The sequence below is a fragment of the Paraburkholderia sp. GW821-FHT02A12 genome (assembly GCF_059422005.1).
On record NZ_JBWKWA010000001.1, the window covers coordinates 3025816 to 3048217 of the forward strand.

The 22402-nt window shown below is 61.9% G+C and carries 18 protein-coding genes and 1 pseudogene; 10 read left to right on the forward strand and 9 right to left on the reverse strand.

From position 1 onward, the window contains the following. Positions 1 to 120 precede the first annotated feature (120 nt). Positions 121 to 1902 (forward strand): acyl-CoA dehydrogenase family protein, encoded by a 1782-nt coding sequence (locus AC07WT_RS13685; RefSeq protein ID WP_492595494.1) that lies wholly within the window; start codon positions 121 to 123, stop codon positions 1900 to 1902. A gap of 42 nt (positions 1903 to 1944) precedes the next feature. Continuing rightward, positions 1945 to 2826, forward strand: coding sequence for an amidohydrolase family protein (locus AC07WT_RS13690; RefSeq protein WP_492595495.1), 882 nt, complete (start codon positions 1945 to 1947; stop codon positions 2824 to 2826). Between the two features lie 458 nt (positions 2827 to 3284). Here AC07WT_RS13690 and AC07WT_RS13695 read toward each other — a convergent pair whose 3' ends face one another. Next, entirely contained in the window at positions 3285 to 4613 is a 1329-nt protein-coding gene (locus tag AC07WT_RS13695; protein ID WP_492595496.1) for an NAD(P)/FAD-dependent oxidoreductase, read from the reverse strand. A gap of 581 nt (positions 4614 to 5194) precedes the next feature. Between AC07WT_RS13695 and AC07WT_RS13700 the strand changes: the two genes are divergently transcribed. Beyond that, complete coding sequence (locus tag AC07WT_RS13700) at positions 5195 to 5566, forward strand: YciI family protein (RefSeq protein ID WP_171929655.1); 372 nt, start codon at positions 5195 to 5197, stop codon at positions 5564 to 5566. A 292-nt stretch (positions 5567 to 5858) separates the two neighbouring features. Here AC07WT_RS13700 and AC07WT_RS13705 read toward each other — a convergent pair whose 3' ends face one another. Beyond that, positions 5859 to 7319 carry an efflux transporter outer membrane subunit gene (locus AC07WT_RS13705; RefSeq protein WP_494947494.1) on the reverse strand — a complete coding sequence of 487 codons (1461 nt, stop codon included), beginning with the start codon at positions 7317 to 7319 and terminating at the stop codon, positions 5859 to 5861. Between the two features lie 76 nt (positions 7320 to 7395). Here AC07WT_RS13705 and AC07WT_RS13710 point away from each other — a divergent pair, with 76 nt between their 5' ends. The 5 genes from AC07WT_RS13710 (at position 7396) to AC07WT_RS13730 (ending at position 13899) form a co-directional block, all read left to right on the forward strand. Further along, positions 7396 to 8013 carry a TetR/AcrR family transcriptional regulator gene (locus AC07WT_RS13710; RefSeq protein ID WP_494947495.1) on the forward strand — a complete coding sequence of 206 codons (618 nt, stop codon included), beginning with the start codon at positions 7396 to 7398 and terminating at the stop codon, positions 8011 to 8013. Positions 8014 to 8095: 82 nt separating this feature from the next. Continuing rightward, positions 8096 to 9211 (forward strand): efflux RND transporter periplasmic adaptor subunit, encoded by a 1116-nt coding sequence (locus AC07WT_RS13715; protein ID WP_494947496.1) that lies wholly within the window; start codon positions 8096 to 8098, stop codon positions 9209 to 9211. Continuing rightward, positions 9208 to 12348, forward strand: coding sequence for an efflux RND transporter permease subunit (locus tag AC07WT_RS13720; RefSeq protein ID WP_494947497.1), 3141 nt, complete (start codon positions 9208 to 9210; stop codon positions 12346 to 12348). Before AC07WT_RS13715 ends, AC07WT_RS13720 begins: the two co-directional genes overlap by 4 nt. A gap of 35 nt (positions 12349 to 12383) precedes the next feature. Beyond that, positions 12384 to 13193 (forward strand): oxidoreductase, encoded by an 810-nt coding sequence (locus AC07WT_RS13725; RefSeq protein ID WP_492596450.1) that lies wholly within the window; start codon positions 12384 to 12386, stop codon positions 13191 to 13193. Positions 13194 to 13368: 175 nt separating this feature from the next. Next, positions 13369 to 13899 (forward strand): MarR family winged helix-turn-helix transcriptional regulator, encoded by a 531-nt coding sequence (locus tag AC07WT_RS13730; RefSeq protein ID WP_494947498.1) that lies wholly within the window; start codon positions 13369 to 13371, stop codon positions 13897 to 13899. A 730-nt stretch (positions 13900 to 14629) separates the two neighbouring features. Here AC07WT_RS13730 and AC07WT_RS13735 read toward each other — a convergent pair. Further along, a complete protein-coding gene (locus AC07WT_RS13735) occupies positions 14630 to 15229 on the reverse strand; it encodes an NADPH-dependent F420 reductase (RefSeq protein WP_492576097.1) in 600 nt (199 codons plus the stop codon). 102 nt (positions 15230 to 15331) lie between these two features. Beyond that, the gene (locus tag AC07WT_RS13740; RefSeq protein WP_429261043.1) at positions 15332 to 16066 is read right to left on the reverse strand and encodes an SDR family NAD(P)-dependent oxidoreductase; all 735 of its coding nucleotides are present in this window, start codon (positions 16064 to 16066) and stop codon (positions 15332 to 15334) included. A 130-nt stretch (positions 16067 to 16196) separates the two neighbouring features. Here AC07WT_RS13740 and AC07WT_RS13745 point away from each other — a divergent pair, with 130 nt between their 5' ends. After that, positions 16197 to 16772 (forward strand): TetR/AcrR family transcriptional regulator, encoded by a 576-nt coding sequence (locus AC07WT_RS13745; protein WP_035538937.1) that lies wholly within the window; start codon positions 16197 to 16199, stop codon positions 16770 to 16772. A gap of 597 nt (positions 16773 to 17369) precedes the next feature. Here the strand turns inward: AC07WT_RS13745 and AC07WT_RS13750 are convergent. After that, a complete protein-coding gene (locus tag AC07WT_RS13750) occupies positions 17370 to 18053 on the reverse strand; it encodes a class II aldolase/adducin family protein (protein WP_492592846.1) in 684 nt (227 codons plus the stop codon). Positions 18054 to 18376: 323 nt separating this feature from the next. On the opposite strand from AC07WT_RS13750, the pseudogene AC07WT_RS13755 reads away from it, so the two are divergent. Further along, positions 18377 to 18595: pseudogene (locus AC07WT_RS13755) on the forward strand (alpha-hydroxy-acid oxidizing protein); the annotation flags it as partial. A 57-nt stretch (positions 18596 to 18652) separates the two neighbouring features. Here AC07WT_RS13755 and dhaK read toward each other — a convergent pair. Genes dhaK through AC07WT_RS13775 form a run of 4 tightly spaced genes read right to left on the reverse strand, consistent with a single transcriptional unit; the run spans position 18653 to position 22401 of the window. Continuing rightward, entirely contained in the window at positions 18653 to 19642 is a 990-nt protein-coding gene (dhaK, locus tag AC07WT_RS13760; RefSeq protein ID WP_492592837.1) for a dihydroxyacetone kinase subunit DhaK, read from the reverse strand. A gap of 14 nt (positions 19643 to 19656) precedes the next feature. Further along, a complete protein-coding gene (gene dhaL, locus AC07WT_RS13765; protein WP_492592836.1) occupies positions 19657 to 20289 on the reverse strand; it encodes a dihydroxyacetone kinase subunit DhaL in 633 nt (210 codons plus the stop codon). Next, positions 20286 to 21305 carry an ABC transporter ATP-binding protein gene (locus AC07WT_RS13770; RefSeq protein ID WP_494947499.1) on the reverse strand — a complete coding sequence of 340 codons (1020 nt, stop codon included), beginning with the start codon at positions 21303 to 21305 and terminating at the stop codon, positions 20286 to 20288. Before AC07WT_RS13770 ends, dhaL begins: the two co-directional genes overlap by 4 nt. Next, positions 21298 to 22401 (reverse strand): ABC transporter ATP-binding protein, encoded by a 1104-nt coding sequence (locus tag AC07WT_RS13775; protein WP_494947500.1) that lies wholly within the window; start codon positions 22399 to 22401, stop codon positions 21298 to 21300. The genes AC07WT_RS13770 and AC07WT_RS13775 overlap by 8 nt, the downstream gene beginning before the upstream one ends. Position 22402: the final 1 nt, after the last annotated feature.

The window sequence follows — 22402 nt, forward strand, 5'->3', positions numbered from 1 at the left end:
CGAGCCTGCCAACAGTCGAACTGCGGCGAGGCTGACGCATACCATCTGCCTCACCGCTGATGCCTCAAACGTAACAACGCGTTCGTCGGTGGGCAGCGCAACCTTCATTCCGAGTCTCCAATGAGCCACCGATATCATCCGCCGGTTCGAGACATGATGTTTGTCATCGACGACTGGCTGGACGCCGGTTCCACCTGGCAATTTGTTCCCGAATGGGCTGATCTCGACATGTCGACGGCGGAACAGGTTCTCACTGAAGCCGGGCGTTTTGTCGCTGACCGGATTGCACCATTGAACGCGATCGGAGACGCCGAGGGTTGCCGGTTCGAGACAGGCCACGTGTTCATGCCGACGGGCTTCGTTGATTCCTACCGCGCATATGTCGAGGCCGGCTGGCCTCTGCTCGCCGCAGGCGAGGAGGTTGCCGGCCAGAACCTGCCTGGATTAATCGAAGTCGCCCTCCATGAGATGCTCGCAGGTGCAAATCACGCCTGGCTCATGTCTCCGGGCCTGTCTCACGGTGCAGTTGCCTGCCTGAAAGCGCACGCATCCGAAGAGGTCAAGCAGGAATATCTGGAAAAAATCGCCAGTGGCGAATGGCTGACGACAATGTGCCTTACTGAGCCCCAAGCGGGCACCGATCTCGGTCAAATCCGGACCAGGGCGCTAGTGGATTCAGACGGACTCTACAGACTGACCGGCGAAAAGATCTTCATCACCGGTGGCGAACACAACCTTACGGAGAACATCGTTCATCTGGTTCTTGCACGATTGCCAGACGCGCCTCAGGGCTCTCGTGGACTTTCGCTGTTCCTCGTGCCCAAGTACATACGCTCGGCAACCGGCATGAGACGAAACGGGGTGACCTGCGACGGCATCGAGAAAAAGATGGGGCTCACCGCGAGCCCGACTTGTACCATGCGCTTCGACGAGGCGACGGGTTACCTCATTGGCCAGGCGCATGGTGGTTTGCGCGCGATGTTCGTGATGATGAACGCCGCCCGCCTGCAAGTGGCGATGCAGGGCGTCGGCCACGCGGAGAGCGCGCAGCAGCGCGCGAGAGCCTATGCCGAAGAACGGATGCAAATGCGACCTCCATCGTATACCGGCGGCGGCGATGTGCCCATCCCCATCTCGCGCCATCCTGCTGTACGCCGCGTTCTGCTCGACCTTCGGTGCATTGCCGAAGGCGAGAGAATGATCGGATATTGGGTGGGTGAGTGGATCGACAAAGCCGCCAGACATCCGGATCCGGCCGAGCGCAAGCATGCCAACGCCATGGCGTCTCTGCTTACGCCCATCGTAAAGGCGTTCTTCACGACCAATGGCTTTGTGAGCGCATCCGAAGCGTTGCAAGTATTCGGAGGATACGGATACATGCAAGAGTATGGGATCGAGCAAACCGTTCGCGACTCGCGCGTTCCGATGCTGTACGAGGGAACGAACGAAATCCAGGCTATCGACCTTGTTTTGCGAAAAGTGCTGTCCGATAGCGGCGAAATGTTGCGTTCATTGCTGTCTATCATTGAAGACGAGAGCGCCGCTCTCGGGAAGACCGGTGGATATGGCACGCAGATTTCCGAGGTCTTGTCCACGCTGTGCTTCGAAATGAACGAGCTCACGAGCGCGGTGATCACGCGCAGCGAGGACGACAAGGAACTTCCCTACCGTATCGCTGACGCGTATCTCACCACTGCTGGCTGGCTTCTGCTGAATTTTGCGTGGGCTCGCACGTGGCGCATCTGCGTGGGTCGATCTAGCACTGATCCATTCCATGCCGACAAGGTTGCATGTTCCCAGTACTTTCTCGACTTCAAGTCGCTGGAATTCTTCCATTACAGACGCCAGGTTCAGGCCTGCATGGACCATCGTGTTCCAGCGTTGGAATTCGGGCCCACTTGAACGTGTGGACTCCTCCACGCCAACCATCAACTCCGATTCACTATGAAAGTAGAACAGCTCGTTGCGATCGATACCCACGTGCACGCCGAGGTCTCGTGCTGCCAGCCCCCTGACCTGTTTGGCAGGGAATTCGACGAGGCTGCCGATAAGTACTTCGGCACGGTACTTAAGCTAGGGCGTCGTCCAACCATACCCGAGACGATCGATTACTATCGAGAGCGCCAGATCGGGTTCGTAATGTTCACTGTCGACTGTGAAGCCAACCTGGGGCGTCGGCGGATCTCGAACGAAGAAGTCGCCGAATTCGCGCAAAAAAACGACGACATCATGATCGCGTTCGCAAGCATCGATCCACACAAAGGAAAGATGGCCGCCCGCGAAGCACGGACGCTGATCACGGACTACGGCGTTCGGGGATTCAAGTTCCACCCGACGCTACAAGGGTTCTTTGCAAATGACCGCCTCGCCTATCCACTCTACGAAGTGATAGCCGAATTCGGTTTGCCTGCGGTATTTCATTCCGGGCATTCCGGGATTGGGTCGGGAATGCCAGGCGGAGGCGGACTGCGGCTCAAGTACTCGGAACCGATCTATCTGGACGATGTCGCTGCTGACTTCCCCAACATGAAGGTGATCATCGCGCATCCTTCATGGCCCTGGCAAGAGCAAGCGCTATCGATTGCATTGCACAAGGAGAACGTATTCATCGACCTCTCGGGTTGGTCACCCAAATATTTCTCTCCCGAGCTCGTTCGGTACGCCAATACTGTGCTTAAGCGCAAGGTGCTCTTCGCATCGGATTTTCCGCTCATTACACCGGATCGATGGATTGCGGACTTTCAAATGGCCGGATTCCGGCCTGACGTTCAACCGCTGATCATGAAGGACAACGCAGTGAACTTGCTCTCCCTCATGCAAAGCTAGGCTACACCTTGTTCCGGGCATGAACATTGCAGCGGCGGTCCGGCGACTGACAAGTTCAACGTGCTTCCGCACCTGAGAACTCGGTCGAGAAGGGGTTGCACCGAACTCGGTCACTGCCTCTGCAACAAATCCCGGCTACTTCAATGTCGCTTCCCGCACTCGTCCTCTTTGCCCCTATCCTCAGCAGTCACGATACAAGGGCTCGGTCGATATAATCACGCACGTGTTCGCGCCTGAGTGACCCATTCCTGGCTGGAACCGCCATCTGAATGTCTGAGCCACGACGCCAGAAAATGACCGCTCATGGCCGAACCCGGTCCGACGCCGAACCGCCGAGTTGGCCGCCGTTGATCGTTCCGCAGCCGGCGGAAGTCGACCCTTAATCAATACGGTTGAATCGTGCTGGAGGTTCAATCTCCCGAAGTGGGTTGCCGCAATAGCCCGCCCGCGGCCTCGATTCACATCATTTCGGGGCTGCTCAGTTTCGTTCCGTCGGAAAAGCGGGCCAGTCTGTAGGGTTTAATGTCGAACTGCGGCGCCTCGTCCATTACCAGCCGGCTCACGAGAACGCCTGCGCCTGGCCCTAGTCCAAAGCCGTGTCCGCTGAAGCCAGATGCGATCACGAGACCAGGGTTCGCATTAACCTTCGAGATGACGGGAACGAGGTCCGGCGTCGTGTCGATCGCGCCCGCCCATGCGTGAGCGATCCGCAGGCCCGCCAGCTCGGGAAACACGCTGGACACATTTTGCAGGGCACGTTCGAGCCATTCGGTATCAGGCCGGGGATCCAGCACCCGCGTTTCTTCGAACGGCGAGACGTCATCGTCGCGCCAGGTTGCGCTTGCCTCCGGTCCGTGGAAGAAGCTGGCACCGACGCGAATCTTCAGTTTTTTCTTCAGCTTGCTGCGGAACATGGTGCGGAACTTCACCGAATGCCGCAGGTTTTGCGGCGCGAGTTCCACGCGTCCGTAGCCGGGAACAGCGATGGTGTAGCCGCCGTCCAACCGTCTTCTCAGCGCGAAGTTAGGCCCGGAAAAACAGCCTTCGATGACCCCCGGCGCCTCAGCGGTTCGCAACGCCGTTCCCATCACGTTGATGGAGGGCAGATCGACGCCGTGATGCTGGCAGAACAACGCGCTCCAGGCGCCTCCCGCGAGAACGACGGTGTCGGCTGCGAGCCGGCCGCGCTCCGTCCAGATGCCAGAGACACGCCCAGCACTCGTGTCGAGACTTCGTACCGCGCAGTTCTGATACACCATCGCGCCGAGACCTTGCGCGCCGCGAGCAATCGCAGGCGCGGCTTTCGACGGCTCGGCGCGGCCGTCCGTGACAGACCACAGCCCTCCAGCCCACTTCGCACGTCCGGACGGAATGCGCGCTGCCAGTGCGCGCGCACTGAGGATCTCGCTGTTAAAGCCGACTTCCCGGGCGCGGGCAAGCCACGATTCCCACTGCGCGATGTCCGATTGATGCTCCGTGCCGTACAGGATGCCGGCCTTACGAAACCCAATGTCCTCGCCCAGTTCTTCGCTTAGTTCGCTCCAGCGCTTGAGGCTCTGCATCGCGAGCGGCAACTCATGGAGGTCGCGGTTCTGCTGACGCACCCAGCCCCAATTGCGCCCCGACTGCTCGCAGCCGATGACGCCCTTTTCGAGCAGAGCCACCTGGACGCCGCGTCGCGCCAGTTCATACGCGGTGCTGACGCCAATAATGCCGCCGCCAATTACTGCGACATCGCATCGCTCGGGGAAACCTTCGCTATCCGTGACTTCGTCGATCCTTAGCATTTCATAGCCGTTGGTTGCCGCTTCTTAGTACGTTACTGCAGTCAAGACCGTCGGAAATGCGCACCTAAAGCGCGATTTCGCCATCCGCAGATAGTGGCTACGATTTTGGTCTGTTCCACCGCTTCGCTGATAGGACGATCCTGTTGTATCCGAAAGGGATACAACGACGATCCACCAAACGCTGAGGCAAATCTTGAATTGCAATCTTGCAGACTGTTGCCGAGACCAGGTTTCTGCCTAGCCACATTCTCACACTCTTGCTTCCTGGTTAGCAGACGTGCAAGCACAGGATGTGCGAACGGCGGCAAAGGCCGATCATGGGGCGCTCGTCGTTAACAAGCGGATGGCTGGTTGCGGGGCGAAGCCGACGCCTGAACGTCCGACCGGCGACGCGTGTGAACGACGGGTTGTGGCCGACCTCTGCCTCACGCGATCCGCATGTGCAGCACGAGCCCGGCGGTCGGCACCGCGCGCCCCCAAAAGCGGACAGTCTGGCGAGACCCGCTACAAACTTTTCAGAAGATTGTCGATTTTCGATCATCAGCTTCGTCGTCAGGTTATTCACACCCAAAGGATCTCCCATGAAATACCTCGGCTTGGCCTACTTCACCCCCGATAAATTCGCCGCGATGGCGCCAGACGACGTCAAGAAATTGGTGAGCCAATGCCCCGCATTGGACGACAAGATGCGGGCTACCGACAAGGTACTGATTTCCGCATCGCTTGGCGATCTGGACAACTGGAGGACGCTCCGCCCGCGCAGTGGCAAGACGCACGTCACCGATGGGCCCTATACCGAGTCGAAGGAAGTCGTGGGCGGCCTGTTCATCATCGAGGCGGATACCCATGACGAGGCGTTGCGCATCGCCTCCATGCACCCGGCGGCCACGCTGGGCGAAGAAGGTGGATGGGTCGTCGAGCTTATCCCCGTGGATTTCTACTGGTCCCGATAAGGGCTTGGACGCGTGTCTCAAATATGCGTTGGGGCTCTGTTCTCCTCAAACACCTTCACGGCTTCGTGAGTCATCGCGACGATGCTACTTCTGGGCCGAGCGGCGACGCCTGTGATCGACCCGTTTCCGTCAGTCAGGTCATTGCACTAGTTGTGGCCGTTCTCGAATTACCAACGGTCACTTGCCCGTCGTGCGCACTGCGCATCGGCAGGCGCCGGAAACAGCGTCCCGACTGTCGGAGGAAGCCTCTGCAAACGAGCGGGCCGGCTGCAGCCGGCCCAGGGCGGTGGTGCTATCGGCTTGCAACGGCCAGAGGATCGGCGGGTTGCCACCCCCCGCCGAGCGCCTTGAATGCGGCGACCGCTGCGCGCGCCGACTCCGTTTGCGCCTGCACCCGCTCGTCGGATGCGCGCAGCAAGTTCTGATCGGCCTGCAGGACCTCGATCAGGCTGACGACGCCTTTCTGGTAGGCCGCAAACGAGGCGGCTCGCGCCCGGCCGAGCGAGCTCACACCCTGCGCGAGAACGGCGGCCTGCTCCTCGCGCTTCACGAGTGCCGAGAAAGAATTCTCGACGTCCTCCGTTGCGTGCAATGCGGCAAGCCGGTACGCGGCGAGCATCTCGGCGTCCTGGCCTTTGGCCTCATTGATCTGCGCATTGATGCGGCCGAAATCGAACAGACGCCAGCGCAGCCCCAGCACGCCAGCGGCCTGACTGGCGCCGCTACTGAACAGGTTGCCGCTGGCCACTGAGGTGGCGCTCCCGATCAGTCCACCGAGCGACAGCTTGGGGTAATACTCAGCGACTGCCACGCCAATACGCGCGTTGGATGCAGCAAGGCGACGCTCGGCCACGATCAGATCGGGCCGACGCCTGAGCAACTCGCCAGGCGAGCCGGTGCCCGCGATTCGCGGGGCGGCCGGGATATCGCCACCCTCGAGCAGTTCCGACCGATGCGTGCCGGGCTGTGAGCCCAGCATCACATCCAGCGCGTTCATCGCCGCATCCAGCCCCGCCTCGATAACCGGGATGGATGCCTGAACCTGCGCAAGCGCGCCCTCAGCCTGGCTCACCTGAAGGTCGGCCGCCAAGCCTTTCCCATACAGAAGCTTGATGGTCGAGAGCAGATCCTGCTGCGTCTGCAACTGCTTGCGGGCCACCTGCAGACGAGCCTGCAATCCACGAATGGTGATGTAGATGTCCGCGGTCTGAGCTGCCACAGCCAGGCGCGTGGCCACCTCGCCGGCCTCTGAAGCCTGATAATCGGCAAGTGCCGCTTCCCGCCCGCGACGCAGGCCACCAAACACATCCAGTTCCCAGCTCGCATTGAAATTGGCCTCGTAGTCGTTGCCGTAGCGATCGAAACCGGGCGTTGAATTCAGGACACGTCCCAGCGGCGTTTCAACCGACTGGTAGACCCGGGCCGCCTGGCCACTGACATTGCCGGAAGGCAGCAGCGCGGCATTCGCTGCCCCGAGCCCCGCGCGCGCCTGCGAGACGCGCGCCGCGGCCTGCGCGAGGTCCAGGTTCTGCCCCAGCGCGAGCGTAACGAATCGTGTCAGTTGCGGATCGCCGAAACCCGTCCACCACGTGACCAGGTCTGCACTCGCCGCCGCCTGCCGGTGAGCTACCGCGGCCTGACCCTGGAAATGGTCCGGCATGGCGACATCGGGCCGGACATAGTCGGGGCCGACAGCGCAGCCCGCCGAGAGGCTGGCAGCAATGACCGCGGCAAGGAGGTGTTTGGGTAGCATGAGCGTCTTCGCGAGTTTCCGGGTGTGACTATAATACCAAATAGTCACCGGTTGTCCATTGCTGTATGCTATACCCATGAAAAACACCACCACTCCCTCCGTCCCCGCGCGCGGCCCGGCTGATCACGAGGTGCGGGACCAGATCGTTGCCGCCGCCACCGAGCACTTCAGCCGGTATGGCTACGAGAAAACTACGGTCTCTGACCTTGCCAGGGCGATCGGGTTTTCCAAGGCCTACATCTACAAATTCTTTGAATCCAAGCAGGCCATTGGCGAGATGATCTGCGTCAACTGCCTGCGCGAGATCGAAAACGAGGTCACGACAGCCGTCGCAGAGACCGATCTGCCGCCGGAGAAGCTGCGACGGATGTTCAAGGTCTTTACCGAAGCGAGCCTCAGGCTGTTTTTCCGGGACCGCAAGCTGTACGACATCGCAGCGTCGGCCGCCACGGAAAACTGGCAGGCGGTGCAAGCCTATGAAGCACGTGTTCAGAAGCTGCTCCAGGAAGTCCTGCAGGCAGGCCGGCAAAGCGGAGACTTCGAACGCAAGACGCCACTGGATGAAACCGCGATGGCGATCTATCTGGTGCTGCGCCCCTACCTCAATCCGCTACTCCTGCAGTACAACCGCGACACCACCGACGTTGCGCCTGCGCAGCTGTCCAGCCTGGTACTTCGAAGTCTGTCGCCCTGACGCGGTCACAATGGTGACGCTTGACTGAACTAGTCACTAGAACCATAATGAAAGCCATCATCACTTCATCGATGGGACTTTCATGTTCTCGCGTCGCCTCGCCACCTCCGCACTCGCCTGTGCGCTGCCGCTTGCGCTAGCGGCCTGCGGCGAAAAAGCACCGTCCGATCCGCGCACCGAGGTGCCGCTGGTGCGCACGGCCATCGCCCAGCGCGCCGTCCCCGCGTCCCGCTCGTTTACGGGGACCGTCGCGGCACGCGTGCAAAGCGACCTGGGTTTCCGTGTTTCCGGCAAGGTGCTGGAACGGCTGGTGGATGCCGGCCAAACCGTCAAACGCGGCCAGCTGCTGATGCGCCTCGATCCCATCGATCTCAAGCTTGCCGCGCAGGCCCGGCAGGAGGCGGTCACCGCTGCGCGGGCGCGTGCGCAGCAGACCGCGCAGGATGAGGAGCGCTATCGCGACCTGCGCGGCACGGGTGCGATCTCGGCTTCGGCCTACGACCAGGCCAAGGCGGCCGCCGATGCAGCCAGGGCGCAGCTCAGCGCGGCCGAGGCCGACGCCGACGTGGCGCGCAATGCGACGGGCTATGCCGAGTTGGTCGCGGACGGCGATGGCGTCGTGATGGAAACGCTGGCCGAACCGGGCCAGGTCGTCAGCGCCGGACAGCCCGTGGTGCGCCTGGCCCACGCCGGGCGCCGCGAGGCCGTGATCCAGCTACCGGAAACCCTGCGCCCCGCCATCGGTTCGGTCGCCCAGGCAACCCTGTTCGGCAACAGCGGCGTCAGCGTGCCAGCCACGCTGCGCCAGCTCTCGGACACGGCGGATCCGCGTACCCGCACCTTCGAAGCTCGTTATGTGTTGCAGGGTGCGCTGGCCGACGCGCCGCTAGGCGCAACCGTCACGATCGAGATACCAGACGCACGCGTGGCGCTCCAGGGCGGCATGCAGGTGCCGATCGGCGCGGTGCTCGACGCTGGCAAAGGGCCCGGCGTGTGGGTCGTCAACGGCGAGCCGGCCAGGGTTGCATGGCAGCCAGTGACGGTCCTTCACCTGGACGACGACAGCGCGCGCGTGTCCGGTACGTTGAAGCAAGGCGATCGCGTCATTGCGCTCGGTGCCCAGTTGCTGCGCGAAGGCGAACAGGTCCGCGTGTCCGGCCAGGCCGTCGCGATGGCGAACGAAGGAGCACGTCCGTGAGCGAAGGCCGATTCAATCTGTCGGCGCTCGCCGTGCGCGAGCGCTCCATCACCCTGTTCCTGATCTGCCTGATCTCGCTGGCCGGGCTCCTGTCGTTCTTCAGGCTGGGTCGCGCCGAAGACCCGGCGTTCACAATCAAGGTGATGACGATCATCACCGTTTGGCCGGGGGCCACTGCGCAGGAAATGCACGATCAGGTCGCAGAGAAGATCGAAAAACGCATGCAGGAGCTGCGCTGGTACGACCGGACCGAGACATACACGCGGCCAGGCATGGCCTTCACGACGCTGACGTTGCTCGACACCACACCGCCGTCGGAAGTGCAGGAGCAGTTCTACCAGGCCCGGAAAAAAATCGGCGACGAAACAGCCAACCTTCCGGCTGGCGTGATCGGGCCGATGGTCAACGACGAATATGCTGATGTCACGTTTGCGCTCTTCGCACTGAAAGCCCGGGGCGAACCGCAACGGCTGCTCGTGCGCGATGCCGAGACGCTGCGCCAGCGGTTGCTTCACGTGCCGGGGGTGAAGAAGGTCAACATCATCGGCGAGCAGGCCGAGCGCATCTACGTCCAGTTCTCGCATGACCGGCTGGCAACGCTCGGTGTCAGCCCGCAGGACGTGTTCGCCGCGCTCAATGGCCAGAACGCCCTGACGCCAGCCGGCTCCGTGGAGACCAAAGGTCCGGAGGTGTTCATTCGCCTGGACGGCGCCTTTGACAAACTGCAGAAGATCCGCGACACGCCCATCGTGGCGCAAGGCCGCACGCTGAAGCTGTCGGACATCGCCACCGTCGATCGCGGTTACGAAGATCCGGCGACGTTCATGATCCGCAACAACGGCGAACCCGCGCTGCTGCTGGGCATCGTGATGCGCGACGGCTGGAACGGGCTCGATCTCGGCAAGGCACTGGACGGCGAGGTCGGCGCAATCAACGCCGGGCTGCCGCTGGGCATGAGTCTGACCAAGGTCACCGATCAGGCCGTCAACATTCATTCGGCGGTCGACGAGTTCATGCTTAAGTTTTTCGTCGCCCTGCTGGTGGTCATGCTCGTGAGCTTTGTGAGCATGGGCTGGCGCGTGGGCCTGGTGGTTGCCGCAGCCGTGCCGCTTACGCTGGCCGTGGTGTTCGTGCTGATGGCCGCTACCGGCAAGAACTTCGACCGCATCACGCTCGGCTCGCTGATCCTCGCGTTGGGGCTGCTGGTGGACGACGCAATCATCGCGATCGAAATGATGGTCGTGAAGATGGAGGAAGGCTACAGCCGCGTGGCCGCGTCGGCCTACGCGTGGAGCCATACGGCCGCGCCGATGCTGGCCGGCACGCTGGTGACCGCGGTCGGCTTCATGCCGAACGGCTTCGCGCGCTCCACCGCCGGCGAATACACCAGCAACATGTTCTGGATCGTCGGCATCGCGCTGATCGCATCGTGGGTCGTCGCGGTGGTCTTCACGCCCTACCTCGGCGTGAAGATGCTGCCCGACTTCAAGAAGGTCGAAGGCGGCCACGACGCAATCTACGACACGCCGCGCTATAACCGCTTCCGTCAGCTGCTCACGCGCGTCATCGCGCGCAAATGGCTGGTCGCCGGTTCGGTCGTTGGCCTCTTCGCCCTGGCCATCATTGGTATGGGCGTGGTCAAGAAGCAGTTCTTCCCGATCTCCGACCGTCCCGAAGTGCTGGTCGAGGTGCAGATGCCCTATGGCACATCGATTTCACAGACCAGCGCCGCCACGCAAAAGGTGGAGGCATGGTTGTCTGAACAGAAGGAAGCCAGGATCGTCACCGCGTACGTCGGGCAAGGTGCACCGCGCTTTTTCCTGGCGATGGGACCGGAACTGCCCGATCCGTCGTTCGCGAAGATCGTGATCCGCACGGACAGTCAGGAGGAACGCGATGCACTGAAGGTGCGACTGCGGCGAGCCATTGCCGACGGTCTTGTGCCCGAAGCGCGCGTGCGCGTCACGCAACTCGTGTTCGGGCCGTATTCGCCGTTCCCGGTCGCCTATCGCGTCACCGGTCCGGACCCGGACAAGCTGCGTGGAATCGCGGCTCAAGTTCAGCAGGTGATGGAGGCCAGTCCGATGATGCGCACGGTCAACACCGACTGGGGCACGCGCTCACCGACGCTGCACTTCACCTTGCAGCAGGATCGCTTGCAGGCGGTGGGATTGACGTCCAGCGCCGTCGCGCAACAACTGCAGTTCCTGCTCACCGGCGTGCCTGTCACCGCCGTGCGTGAGGATATTCGAAGCGTGCAGGTGATCGCGCGTTCGGCCGGCGATGTGCGTCTCGACCCTGCCCGGCTCGGCGACTTCACGCTGGCCGGCGCCAACGGGCAACGCATTCCGCTGTCGCAGGTGGGCAAGGTCGATGTGCGCATGGAGGAGCCGATCACGCGCTGGCGCGACCGCGTGCCGACGATCACGGTACGCGGCGACATTGCCGACAACCTGCAGCCACCGGACGTATCAACGGCAATCACCAGGCAGCTTCAGCCGATCATCGCGAAGCTGCCCAGTGGCTATCGCATCGAGGAGGCGGGCTCCATCGAGGAATCGGCCAAGGCGACGACCGCCATGTTGCCGCTGTTCCCGATCATGCTGGCGATCACGCTGGTCATCATCATCTTCCAGGTGCGCTCGATCTCCGCGATGGTGATGGTGTTCATGACCAGCCCGCTCGGCCTGATCGGCGTGGTGCCGACGTTGATCCTGTTCGGGCAGCCGTTCGGCATCAATGCGCTGGTCGGTCTCATCGCGCTGTCGGGGATCCTGATGCGCAACACGCTGATCCTGATCGGGCAGATTCACCAGAACGAACAGGCCGGGCTGGATCCGTTCCATGCGGTCGTCGAAGCCACTGTGCAGCGGGCGCGCCCGGTGATCCTCACGGCCATGGCGGCGATCCTGGCCTTCATCCCGCTGACGCATTCGGTGTTCTGGGGAACGCTCGCCTACACGCTGATCGGCGGCACCTTCGCCGGGACGATTCTCACGCTGGTGTTCCTGCCGGCCATGTACGCGATCTGGTTCAGGATTCGGCCGGGCAACCCCGCAGTTTTGCACAAGGGCCGCCACGAGCACGCCTTTCCTCCCGAACCGACGCTGCAGGACGCGCTCGACGCGCGCAGTTAAAGCGCAATCAATTTACTGTATCGAAGGAAACTGCCATGCCCAATTCCAAAGTGGTCGTTGTGACCGGCGTGTCATCGGGTATCGGACGCGCGACCGCAGAGCAGTTCGCGAAGCGCGGGTGCCGCGTATTTGGCACCGTGCGCAGCATTGCAAAAACGGCGCCGTTGGCCGGCGTCGAGTTGGTCGAAATGGATGTGCGCGACGATGCCTCCGTTCGAAGCGCGATTCATACGATCTTCGATCGCGCCGGGCGCAGCATTGACGTGCTCGTCAACAATGCTGGCACGACGCTGATCGGAGCGGTGGAGGAAACGTCGGTTACCGAAGCCGTCGCGCTTTTCGACACCAACGTATTTAGCATTTTGCGTACGGTCCATGCAGTGCTTCCGCAAATGCGCGCGCAACAACGCGGACGGATCGTCAATATCAGTTCGGTACTCGGCTTCTTGCCGGCACCGTACATGGGACTCTATGCGGCGTCCAAGCATGCCGTCGAGGGGTTGACCGAGACGCTGGATCACGAGATGCGCCAGTTCGGCATCCGCGCAACGCTGATCGAGCCGTCCTTTACCCGAACCAATCTCGACGTCAATGCGCCTCAGGTGAGTTCGAAAATCGCTGCCTATGACCGCGAGCGTGCGCTTGCATCGAGCGCAGTCGTCAACAGTATCGAAGGTGCCCCCGCGCCCGATGGCGTGGCAAACACAATTGTTGAAGCCGCGCTTGGCAGCTGGCGTATGCGTCGCACACCGGCCGGCGAAGCATCCCTGTTGCGCAAATTGCGGCGCTTCATGCCCTCCGGCCCCGTCGATGCAAGCTTGAGGAAGACATTCGGGCTCGTGTGAAGCCTCTCTCCCGCCGCAACGTGGTCTGCGCATCACGTTCGCGGGGCCGCCCTGCGCCGACGAGTGATCAGCTTCAGGCGTCCATGGTCATGACAACTTCGGCGCCTTGCAACGACCGCCCGCGACAGCACGGAACTCTTTGCAATCGAGCCCGTACGCACCCGGAACCGCAGATATGGAAAGTCAGAATTGCGAGTCGTCGATGCTCGCAATCGGAGAAATCTCCGCTCTCGCGCTCAACCATTTTTTCGCCCAGCGCGCAATGCGCGCTTTCTGGGCTCATTTCGACGAAGCACTGCGGCATACGGACGTCAACGCATCCCAGTTTTGCATGCTCGCCTTGCTACATCTACGCGAACCACTCGTTTTCGGCGACATGGCAGCAGAACTGGAAATGGACCGATCGAATCTGTCGGCCAATCTGGCACCATTGTTCCGCCGCAGGCTCATCTCAACGATCTCCCACGAAGGAGATCGACGGAAACGCCAGCTCGTCGTGACGACCGAAGGCCGAAAAGCTGCGGCTTCAGCAATGATCCCCTGGATGCGTGCCTATCAGGATACCTTTGCGTTTGTGAAACTGATTGATCTCGAGTCAATGCGCGATCTTTTCCACGTGATCCGGGATATGAAAAGGCTCGACGACCTGAACGACGCCAGCGGGCGTTCCTGCTTGCCCGGAATCTCGACTGCTGCTGCGCGATGACTAGCCGCATGAACCACAAGACGGCCCGACAGCCTGGAGGATCATTGTGACTGACATACGTCGGCCGCGTCGATCCAGTTCGGAGAACGGGGGAATGGGCGCGAAGGGGCAATCGCGTGACCATCAGCTCGAAGAGACCTACCGGGCTTCCGGAGCTACCTGCACTGTTACCGGGTTGAGGCATCTCCCAGTATTTGCCGCCGCATTTCGGCCCATTCTGCCCATTCGATGAGCGCCTCGATGAGGGTCCGAGCGCAATTCCCATTTTGCTCAGCGTGTATTCGACCTTCGGAGGAACCTGGGATACTGTCCAGCTGGCGCGAGCCGATGGAAGCGCGCATTGTCGGCCCGAGTCTTTCAGCAACACCTGTCGAACGGCCGGTTGCCGGTGTGCAGCGGTCGCCCTGATGTCCAATCGACGCTGCCGGCGAATGACTCTTGGTGGCCGCGCACTGCCTCATGCAAACCGCATCGGCGACTCGACCTCCCTCGGTCTCGATCGACAACACGCGACCCCGAGCCGTCATTCGGGTCACCGTGTTGGCAACGGCCGCTTTCCAATTCCGAACGGACATCCGTCCGCATCACGTCTGCAGTACGGGCGCTCGCGGCCGACGGGTCGCGAGCGGCCATCATGCACTCGCTCAGAAGCGCCAACGGAATCTCGGTCAAATCACCAGCAAGCGTTTAGCGATGTGCGTGGCCGCTGTGACTTCGTCGTGAGGCGCCGCTATTTGAACTTGACGAGATCCTTGAAGATCAGTTGACCCCAGGTATTCCCCCTGCCTTGGACAAGCAAGCCGCCATCCTTGAGCGGTCCTAGCGCAATCGGCGCGAAACCGAGTTGTTCGGCCAAAGCAGCGACCGGTGCCACCGCATTTTCGTCATCGCTCGACAAAAAAACGACGCGGCTTCCGCCATTCACGCTCGGATCAGCGGCCAGGGCGGCAGCAGGCAGATGGTTAAAGCCCTTTACGAACCTGGCGCCGGTAAACGCCTTGGCGACAACCGCGGCCGGCGGCTGACCTTCCAGGTCTTCAACCGGAACACCGAAAGCATTTGTCGTGTCGATGATCGTCTTGCCCTGCCAGGTTGTGATCTGCTTCGCGACTTCGCGATGTTCCCAAAACGGAACCGCGAGGAAGATCGTGTCGGACGCGATTGCATCCTGCAGCGTCCCGGGGACAACGGTGGGGCCGATCGCTCGTGCCCGTTGCATCAGCGTCTCGGGAGGGCGCCGGCTGGCGACGGTCACATCGATGTTCTTTCTTGCAAACGCTCGGGCGAGGGCCTGGCCTACCGCGCCGAAGCCAATAATCGAATAGTTCATGCGAACTCTCCATTCATTATTGTAAGGAATCCATATTTATTGACACGAATCAGATCACCTTCGTCGAGTTGAAAGATCCTTCTACACGCTTTCTGCGCGATTTCAGATGGCCGAGAACCCGCCGTCGACAGACAACTCCACCCCATTCACGAAGCTCGAATCGTCTGAAGCAAGAAACAGCGCGACCGTCGCAATTTCCTCAGGACGCCCCATCTTTCCCCGCGGGATCAGGGATTCGAACATCCGCTTCGCCTCCTCGGTGAGAACCTGGTCCTGCATCGGTGTGGCGATCGGCCCCGGGCTCAGCACGTTCACCCGGATATTCCTGCCCTTCAGTTCGTTAAGCCACGTGCGTGCGAATGAGCGCAACGCCGCCTTGCTCGCCGCATACACGCCATAACCAGGAAAACCTTTCACCGAAGCAACTGACCCGGTCATGAAGATCGACCCGCCATCGTTGAACAGCGGCAACGCCTTCTGAACCGCAAACAGCGTTCCGCGCGTATTCAGACCGAAGGTCGCATCGAAGTGCTGCTCGGTAATCTCGCCCAGAGGGACGGCTTCGCCCGTGCCTGCGCTCGCGAACAGGATGTCGATCTTGCCCTTTTCCCGCTTGACTGTATCGAACAGGCGGTCGAGGTCGTCCAGATTGGCCCCGTCGCCGCGCACGCCGGTCACGTTCCGGCCAATCAGCTTGACGGCCTCGTCGAGCGCCTCCTGCCTCCGGCCCGTGATGAAAACATACGCGCCTTCTTCAACGAACCGCTTGGCGCTCGCCAGCGCCATGCCGCTCGATCCACCCGTGATGACTGCAACCTTACCCTCAAGCTTTCCCATGACATCTCCTTTCGTGGTGTCGTACTGCGCCTCTGTTCCCATCTGCACAAATGTGCTGTATCTTGTGGATCACTGATCCGGATACAGGTTCATTATATTCGGATCACCGATCCGTTTGTCAAGGCAATTTATGCGAGCTGACGCCAGAAAGAATTACGACCATCTCCTTGCAGTCGCGCGTGACGTCGTCACCGAGCATGGTGCCGAGGCGTCCATGCGAGATATCGCCCGCCGGGCCGACGTCGGGTTGGCGACACTATTTCGCCATTTCCCGACACGAGAAGCCTTGTTCGAAGCGTTGCTGCGCATGAACGTGGACGAACTGATACAGCAGGCGGCCGAACTCGAAACGTCGAATCCACCTGACGAAGCGCTGGTGTCCTGGTTTCGCGATGGGGTGGCATTCGTTCGCAGCTATAGCGGTATTTGCGCCTTGTTTGCGACCGCGCACGCGGACCCGGACTCCGCGCTTCATGCTTCGAGCACAGCGCTGCGTTCGGCGGGCGCGCGACTACTGCTCCGCGCTCAAGCCGAGGGAACGGCGCGCGCCGATATTGATGGGGTCGACCTGTTCGCCCTGATGTCGGCGCTCGGCTGGCTCGTCGGCCAGCCCGGATTCGCGCCACGGGGGGATCATCTCTTTCACGTTATTACGAGCGCCATCCTGACAAATCGGCCTGGCAACGATATCAAGAAGGCAACGTAACCGAGTCCAACGAATTGTTGTCTGCATTGCGTCGGATGGCGTCCTCTATGACCGACGCCGGCGACACTATGCGCAAAAGTCTTGGCAAAGGTGACGAATGCAACTGATCGTGTCGGGAGTTTTGAGCGGCTGTTGACGAAGGCGATAAGACGTTGGAGCGGCTGAGCTGTCGCACTACCCAGCGACCGCACATGGCCGATCACGGTCCGATCCTGATTGCATAGGGTAATCGCCAGAGATCGACTCGCGTCAGACCGTCATCGACCCTCTCCGGCCGTTGGAGCTAGCGCGACGTGAACGGCGGCTTCCGAGGTTCATCCGTCATTCGTGCACGCGTGCTGCCCGTCAAGTCATCGGCCTGAGCCGCCACTCGCTTATCGGCGTTGGGGGGGGGGGCCGCTATAGGCTACTGAACGGCCATTCGCCAATCAGCTGCCGCGAACGACCGGTTCATTCACAGGATGCGTACTTTCAACCCAAAGCAGTCCTCGAGATCGTCATACGAGGGCCCGCGAAGCGGTCATAGGAGTTCCCCAAGGGGCCAACCCGGTCTCACCAGGTAAGCTGGCCAGGCAGCCCATCAAGCCGCCGGCGCGGTCACTGCACCAGGTCGGCGCCGCTCAGGATGATTTCGTCCCATAGCGTCTGAAACGATAGCCAACCGATCTGCGGCGATCCCAGCACCGAAGCCAGCCATCTCGCATCATCGGGAGCCCACAGTGAAGGCTCGCCACAAGCCTGGGCAATCAGTTGCGCTTCGCAGCAGCGGTTCATCAACACGAACCACCATGCCGCCTCATCCACGGTCTGTCCGGTCGTGAAGATGCCGTGGCCCCCGTGGATCGCCACCCGCTTGTCGCCGAAGCCTGCGGCAAAGCGTGCTGCCGCGGCCGGGTCGCGCACAACACGAGGCTCGAGAATCAGTGCCTGCTGCTCGAAGAAGACGCATGCGTCCTGTGTGATCGTATCGAGCAGCCGCTCGAATGCGGCCCACGTCGACGCGTGCAGAGCGTGCGCGTGGCACACCGCCGTGACCTCGGGCCGCGCCTGATGGACGGCCGTGTGAAGCAGCAGCCCGACCGGGTTCACCATCCCGCTGCCGTGTACGACCTGACCTTGGTGATTAACCTGCACCAAGTGCGAGACGCGGACTTGGTGCATGGGGACGCCGACCGGGTTGACCCAGAAATGGTCCGGCAGTTCGGGATCGCGCACGGTGATGTGGCCCAGCAGGCCTTCAGAGTAGCCGCGCCGGCCGAAGATGCGGCAAGTTGCCGCCAGTCACTGCAGCGCGTGCGTTCGCTCGGCATCTTTGGTCTCGAACACCGGCCGCAAGCGGCTTGCAAAGCTCTGGACACCAATCTGCATACCTCTGTCCTCCCTGATAGCACGTTGCCGCAAGAGGTCTCACCAAACTGGAGTATGGCCTGACGACGCAGATCGGTCTATCCCGGCTCAACAGTACGCAGAAAGCTGCCGATCGCGACGGTCAGAAATTGGCCGGGAGCCACGGTTCCCGAAGGCCGAAGCCGCCAGCCAAGCGTCAACGTTGGCATGTCCGCTAACGTTGTCGATCACCTGCATGAGCACTTCGTCGCACCTGCATCCGCAGCGGACAGGACGTGCTAAAGGCCGTTGTGCTCGGCGCGAGAGGCACGCTGATCGGCCGCAGCTTCCTCTGCGGGCTACGTGCGATGGGCGAGGTTGGTGTCACAACGTGACTGGAGATCATCCACAAGGAACTGGATACCACACTGGCTTTTTGCGGGCACACCGACATCCGTCGTGCGGACGCGCAGATCCTGCTGCCTCGGTCGCGCTGAAGACCGGGAGTACTCGGCGATGTTGCTCTCGAGCGCGTTTCTCGCTGCCGACGCACCCTACTTCCCCCAACGCAACGACGGCGTATGGACCGGGCTGTCCCAGTGGCGCAGCATTTCGCCGTCCAGCACAGACAGCGTGATCGACGCGCCCGCCATTTCTAGCGAAGTCGTCAGCGCACCCACCTGCGCCCGGCTAACCGCCAGGTCCCGTTTCTGCAGCCACAAGCGCGCCGAGTTGAACAGCAAATAAAGTTCGCCAAGCGGTGTTCCCCCAAGCCCGTTGACGAGCACCAGCAATTCGGCGCCGGCTGGCGGCTTGAGGTCGTCGACGATCGCCGTGAGCAGTTCTCCCACGATCGCATCGGCCGCCGCGAACTTTGCCCGGCGCCGGCCGGGCTCGCCGTGGATGCCCACGCCGACCTCGATCTCGTCGTCGCCGATCTTGAACGTCAGCGTGCCAGCAGCGGGCACCGTGCAACTCGTGAACGCGACGCCCATTGACGCCGTGCGCTTGTTGATCCGGTCACCGAAGGCCTTGCATTGTTCAAGGTCAGCGCCGCTTTCAGCCATGCTGCCGACCAGCTTCTCGACTAGTACGGCACCCGCGACACCACGCCGGCCGGTGGTATAGCTGGAGTTCTCCACCGCCACGTCGTCGTTGATCAGCACCATCGCGTTCGGAGCCTCGGACATCTCCGATGCCATTTCGAAGTTCATCAGATCGCCCGAGTAGTTCTTCACGATAAACAGCACGCCCGCGCCGGTATCCACTGCTTTGGCAGCGGCCATCATCTGGTCCGGTGTCGGCGACGTGAAAACCTGGCCCGGGCAAGCCGCATCGAGCATGCCGTACCCCACAAAGCCGGTGTGCAGCGGCTCGTGCCCCGAGCCGCCGCCCGACACCAGTGCCACTTTTCCGGCTTTGAGTTGCTTGCGCCGCACGAACACGGGCTCGTTGTTCAGTACGACCAGATCGCTATGGGCGGCGGCGAATCCCGCCAGGCTTTCAGCGAGGAAATCGTCGACGTGGTTGATGAATTTCTTCATGGTCTGCGCTCCTTTCACGCTTTGTTTTGCGCCAGATGTGCGCACACTGCCGCAATCATGATCTGACTGGAACGCGCACCGGGGTCGATATGGCCGCGTGAGCGTTCGCCGAGAAACGATGCGCGCCCTTTCGTCGCAAGCATGTCGCGCGTCGCGAGCATGTGCTCTTCTGCCACCGGCGGCAAGGCGTCGAGCACCGCACGCGCGGGTGACCCTGCGGCGGCAAGCTCATCGAAGCGGGCAGCAACGGGAATCAGGACGTCCATCATCGTCTTGCTGCCCACGCCGGTCTTCCCCCGCTGCCTGACCGCCTCGACGCCGCCGGCATAGATGCGGGCCACACCCGCGACATCCATGGCATTGGATGCCGACGCTTTCGCCATCCCGCTCAGCAGTGAAAAGAACAGCGGCCCCGACGACCCGCCGACCGTCGAAAGCACTTTGCTCGCGGCCAGCTCGAGTGCCGGCCCGAATGCTTCAGCCTCGATTTCCGTGCGCACTGCGAGCAGTGCCTCCATCCCGCGCAGCAAGTTGAAAATGTGATCTCCGTCGCCGATCTGCTGGTCGAGCAACGCGATCTCGTCCGAGTGCGTCTTGAGCGATGCATAGGCGGCGTCGATGCACGCCATGACCGTTTTGCCGTTCATGTCAGGATCCTCCGGCCGTCCGCACTGAAATACAACAGGCTGCGCGCCGGCAGCGAAACGCCAACCGACTGCCCGGGCATGAAATTGCGTTCGGCAACGGTTGTCGCCACCACGGCCGTCCCTTCGCGATCGAGGATCAGCAGATGGCGCAGTGGCGAATATTCGAGCACTTTCAGATTGAGTGCGTTGCGCGCGTCTGCGTCGTGCAACACGACGTCCTCGGGACGAATTGCAACAGTCGCGGTGCCCACCGGCACTGCCGCCGAATCAAGCAGCGCCGGCGGCAGCAGGTTGATGGGTGGCGAGCCGAGGCGCTGCGCCGCACCAAGCGAAACAGGATTGCCGTAGACCTCGCGCGGCGTGCCGAGCTGCACGATGCGGCCCTGTTCGAGAATGCCGATACGGTCCGCCAGCGTGGTCGCCTCCACCTGATCGTGCGTGACATAGATGATGGTCGCACCGATCGTGCGGTGCAGCCGCTTGAGTTCGATGCGCAGTTCCTCGCGCAACTTCGCATCGAGCGACGAAAGCGGTTCGTCCATCAGAAACACTTTGGGATGCCGCACCAGTGCCCGCCCGATTGCCACGCGCTGCATTTCGCCGCCCGACAGATGCGTCGCCATGTTGTCGAGCTTGGACTCCATGTGCAGCATCGCGGCCACGGCGTGGATGCGCTCACGCACCTCGGTCTCGCTGCTGCGCCGGCGCGGCGAACGCAGCGGAAACGCCAGGTTGTCGAATACGCTCAGGTGCGGATACAACGAATATTGCTGGAAGATAAATGCGACGTCGCGGTCCGAAGGATGCATCTGTGTCGCGATCATGTCGTCGATCAACACGTCACCGGCATCGGGTCGCTCCAGACCTGCGATCAGGCGCAGCGTGGTGGTCTTGCCGGCACCGCTCGGTCCCAGCAGCACGACGAACTCACCATCCTTCACGTCGAGCGACAGGCCGTCCACCGCCACGATGTCGCCGAAGTGCTTCTTGATGTTGCGTAGCCGAATTTCAGCCATGAGCGTCTCCGTTTGCGGAAAGCGTGTGTGTCGCACCCGGCAGCAGGCGTCCCGTTGCGGCGTCATAGAGCAGCGTGCGTTCCTTGCGAAACGCGAGGCCGACCGGAGAGCCGGCGGCAAGACCGTCGTCCTTGCCGGCGCGCACCCGCACGGTGCCCAGTGCGGTCTCGATCACCAGCACCTGATGCGAACCGAGATATTCGTCGGCGATCACCTGGCCGCGCAACGGGCTGTGTGGGTCGATCACCACGTGTTCGGGCCGAATTCCCAGCAGGACGCGAAGAGCACTCGCGTCGCAGCGCGGCACGGAAACCGGGGTGCCATGAAGATAGACTTGCTCGTGACCGATATCGACCGGGCCGTCCACCGGCAAGAAGTTCATCGGCGGACTGCCGATGAAGTTGCCGACAAAAACGCTCGCCGGGAAGTGATAGATGTCGTGCGGCGAACCGGCCTGCAGCACTTCCCCGTGGTTCATCACGACAATATCGTCGGCCATCGCCATCGCCTCGCTCTGGTCATGCGTGACATACACGGTGGTCGCGGCAAGCGCGTTGTGTAACTTGCGCAGCTCAAGGCACATCAGCTCGCGAAAGTCCGCGTCGAGCGTGCCGAGCGGCTCGTCCATCAGGAACGCCTTTGGCTGCCGCACGATCGCGCGGCCAAGCGCCACGCGCTGACGGTCGCCGCCGGACAGGCCACCGGTCTTGCGATCGAGAATCCCTTCGATGCGCAGCATGTGTGCTGCCGCCTCTACCCGGGCGGCAATCTCGCGGCGCGAAACATGCTCGTTCTTCAGGGGAAAGGCGATGTTGTTGCGCACCGTCATATGCGGATACAGCGCGAACATCTGGAACACGAAGGCGATGTCGCGTTGTCGCGCGCGCAACGCGGTGACGTCCTCGCCGTCGATCAGAATCTGTCCGGAGGTCGGCAACTCCAGCCCGGCGATCATCCGCAGCGTGGTGGTTTTGCCGCAGCCCGATGGACCGAGAAGCACGACGAAGCGGCCCGCGCGAATCGTCAGGTTGGTATCGCGTACCGCGGTGAAATCGCCGAAGCGCTTGCGCAGGTTGGCGAGAACGATCGTGGACATG

What these genes read in the sequence shown, in the direction of transcription:
- AC07WT_RS13715 (WP_494947496.1), top strand. Translation starts at nt 8,096, where the DNA reads ATGTTCTCGCGTCGCCTCGCCACCTCCGCACTCGCCTGTGCGCTGCCG.
- AC07WT_RS13725 (WP_492596450.1), top strand. Translation starts at nt 12,384, where the DNA reads ATGCCCAATTCCAAAGTGGTCGTTGTGACCGGCGTGTCATCGGGTATC.
- dhaK (WP_492592837.1), bottom strand. Translation starts at nt 19,642, where the DNA reads ATGAAGAAATTCATCAACCACGTCGACGATTTCCTCGCTGAAAGCCTG.
- AC07WT_RS13705 (WP_494947494.1), bottom strand. Translation starts at nt 7,319, where the DNA reads ATGCTACCCAAACACCTCCTTGCCGCGGTCATTGCTGCCAGCCTCTCG.
- AC07WT_RS13690 (WP_492595495.1), top strand. Translation starts at nt 1,945, where the DNA reads ATGAAAGTAGAACAGCTCGTTGCGATCGATACCCACGTGCACGCCGAG.
- AC07WT_RS13775 (WP_494947500.1), bottom strand. Translation starts at nt 22,401, where the DNA reads ATGTCCACGATCGTTCTCGCCAACCTGCGCAAGCGCTTCGGCGATTTC.
- dhaL (WP_492592836.1), bottom strand. Translation starts at nt 20,289, where the DNA reads ATGAACGGCAAAACGGTCATGGCGTGCATCGACGCCGCCTATGCATCG.
- AC07WT_RS13740 (WP_429261043.1), bottom strand. Translation starts at nt 16,066, where the DNA reads ATGGGAAAGCTTGAGGGTAAGGTTGCAGTCATCACGGGTGGATCGAGC.
- AC07WT_RS13685 (WP_492595494.1), top strand. Translation starts at nt 121, where the DNA reads ATGAGCCACCGATATCATCCGCCGGTTCGAGACATGATGTTTGTCATC.
- AC07WT_RS13695 (WP_492595496.1), bottom strand. Translation starts at nt 4,613, where the DNA reads ATGCTAAGGATCGACGAAGTCACGGATAGCGAAGGTTTCCCCGAGCGA.
- AC07WT_RS13700 (WP_171929655.1), top strand. Translation starts at nt 5,195, where the DNA reads ATGAAATACCTCGGCTTGGCCTACTTCACCCCCGATAAATTCGCCGCG.
- AC07WT_RS13710 (WP_494947495.1), top strand. Translation starts at nt 7,396, where the DNA reads ATGAAAAACACCACCACTCCCTCCGTCCCCGCGCGCGGCCCGGCTGAT.
- AC07WT_RS13735 (WP_492576097.1), bottom strand. Translation starts at nt 15,229, where the DNA reads ATGAACTATTCGATTATTGGCTTCGGCGCGGTAGGCCAGGCCCTCGCC.
- AC07WT_RS13745 (WP_035538937.1), top strand. Translation starts at nt 16,197, where the DNA reads ATGCGAGCTGACGCCAGAAAGAATTACGACCATCTCCTTGCAGTCGCG.
- AC07WT_RS13730 (WP_494947498.1), top strand. Translation starts at nt 13,369, where the DNA reads ATGGAAAGTCAGAATTGCGAGTCGTCGATGCTCGCAATCGGAGAAATC.
- AC07WT_RS13770 (WP_494947499.1), bottom strand. Translation starts at nt 21,305, where the DNA reads ATGGCTGAAATTCGGCTACGCAACATCAAGAAGCACTTCGGCGACATC.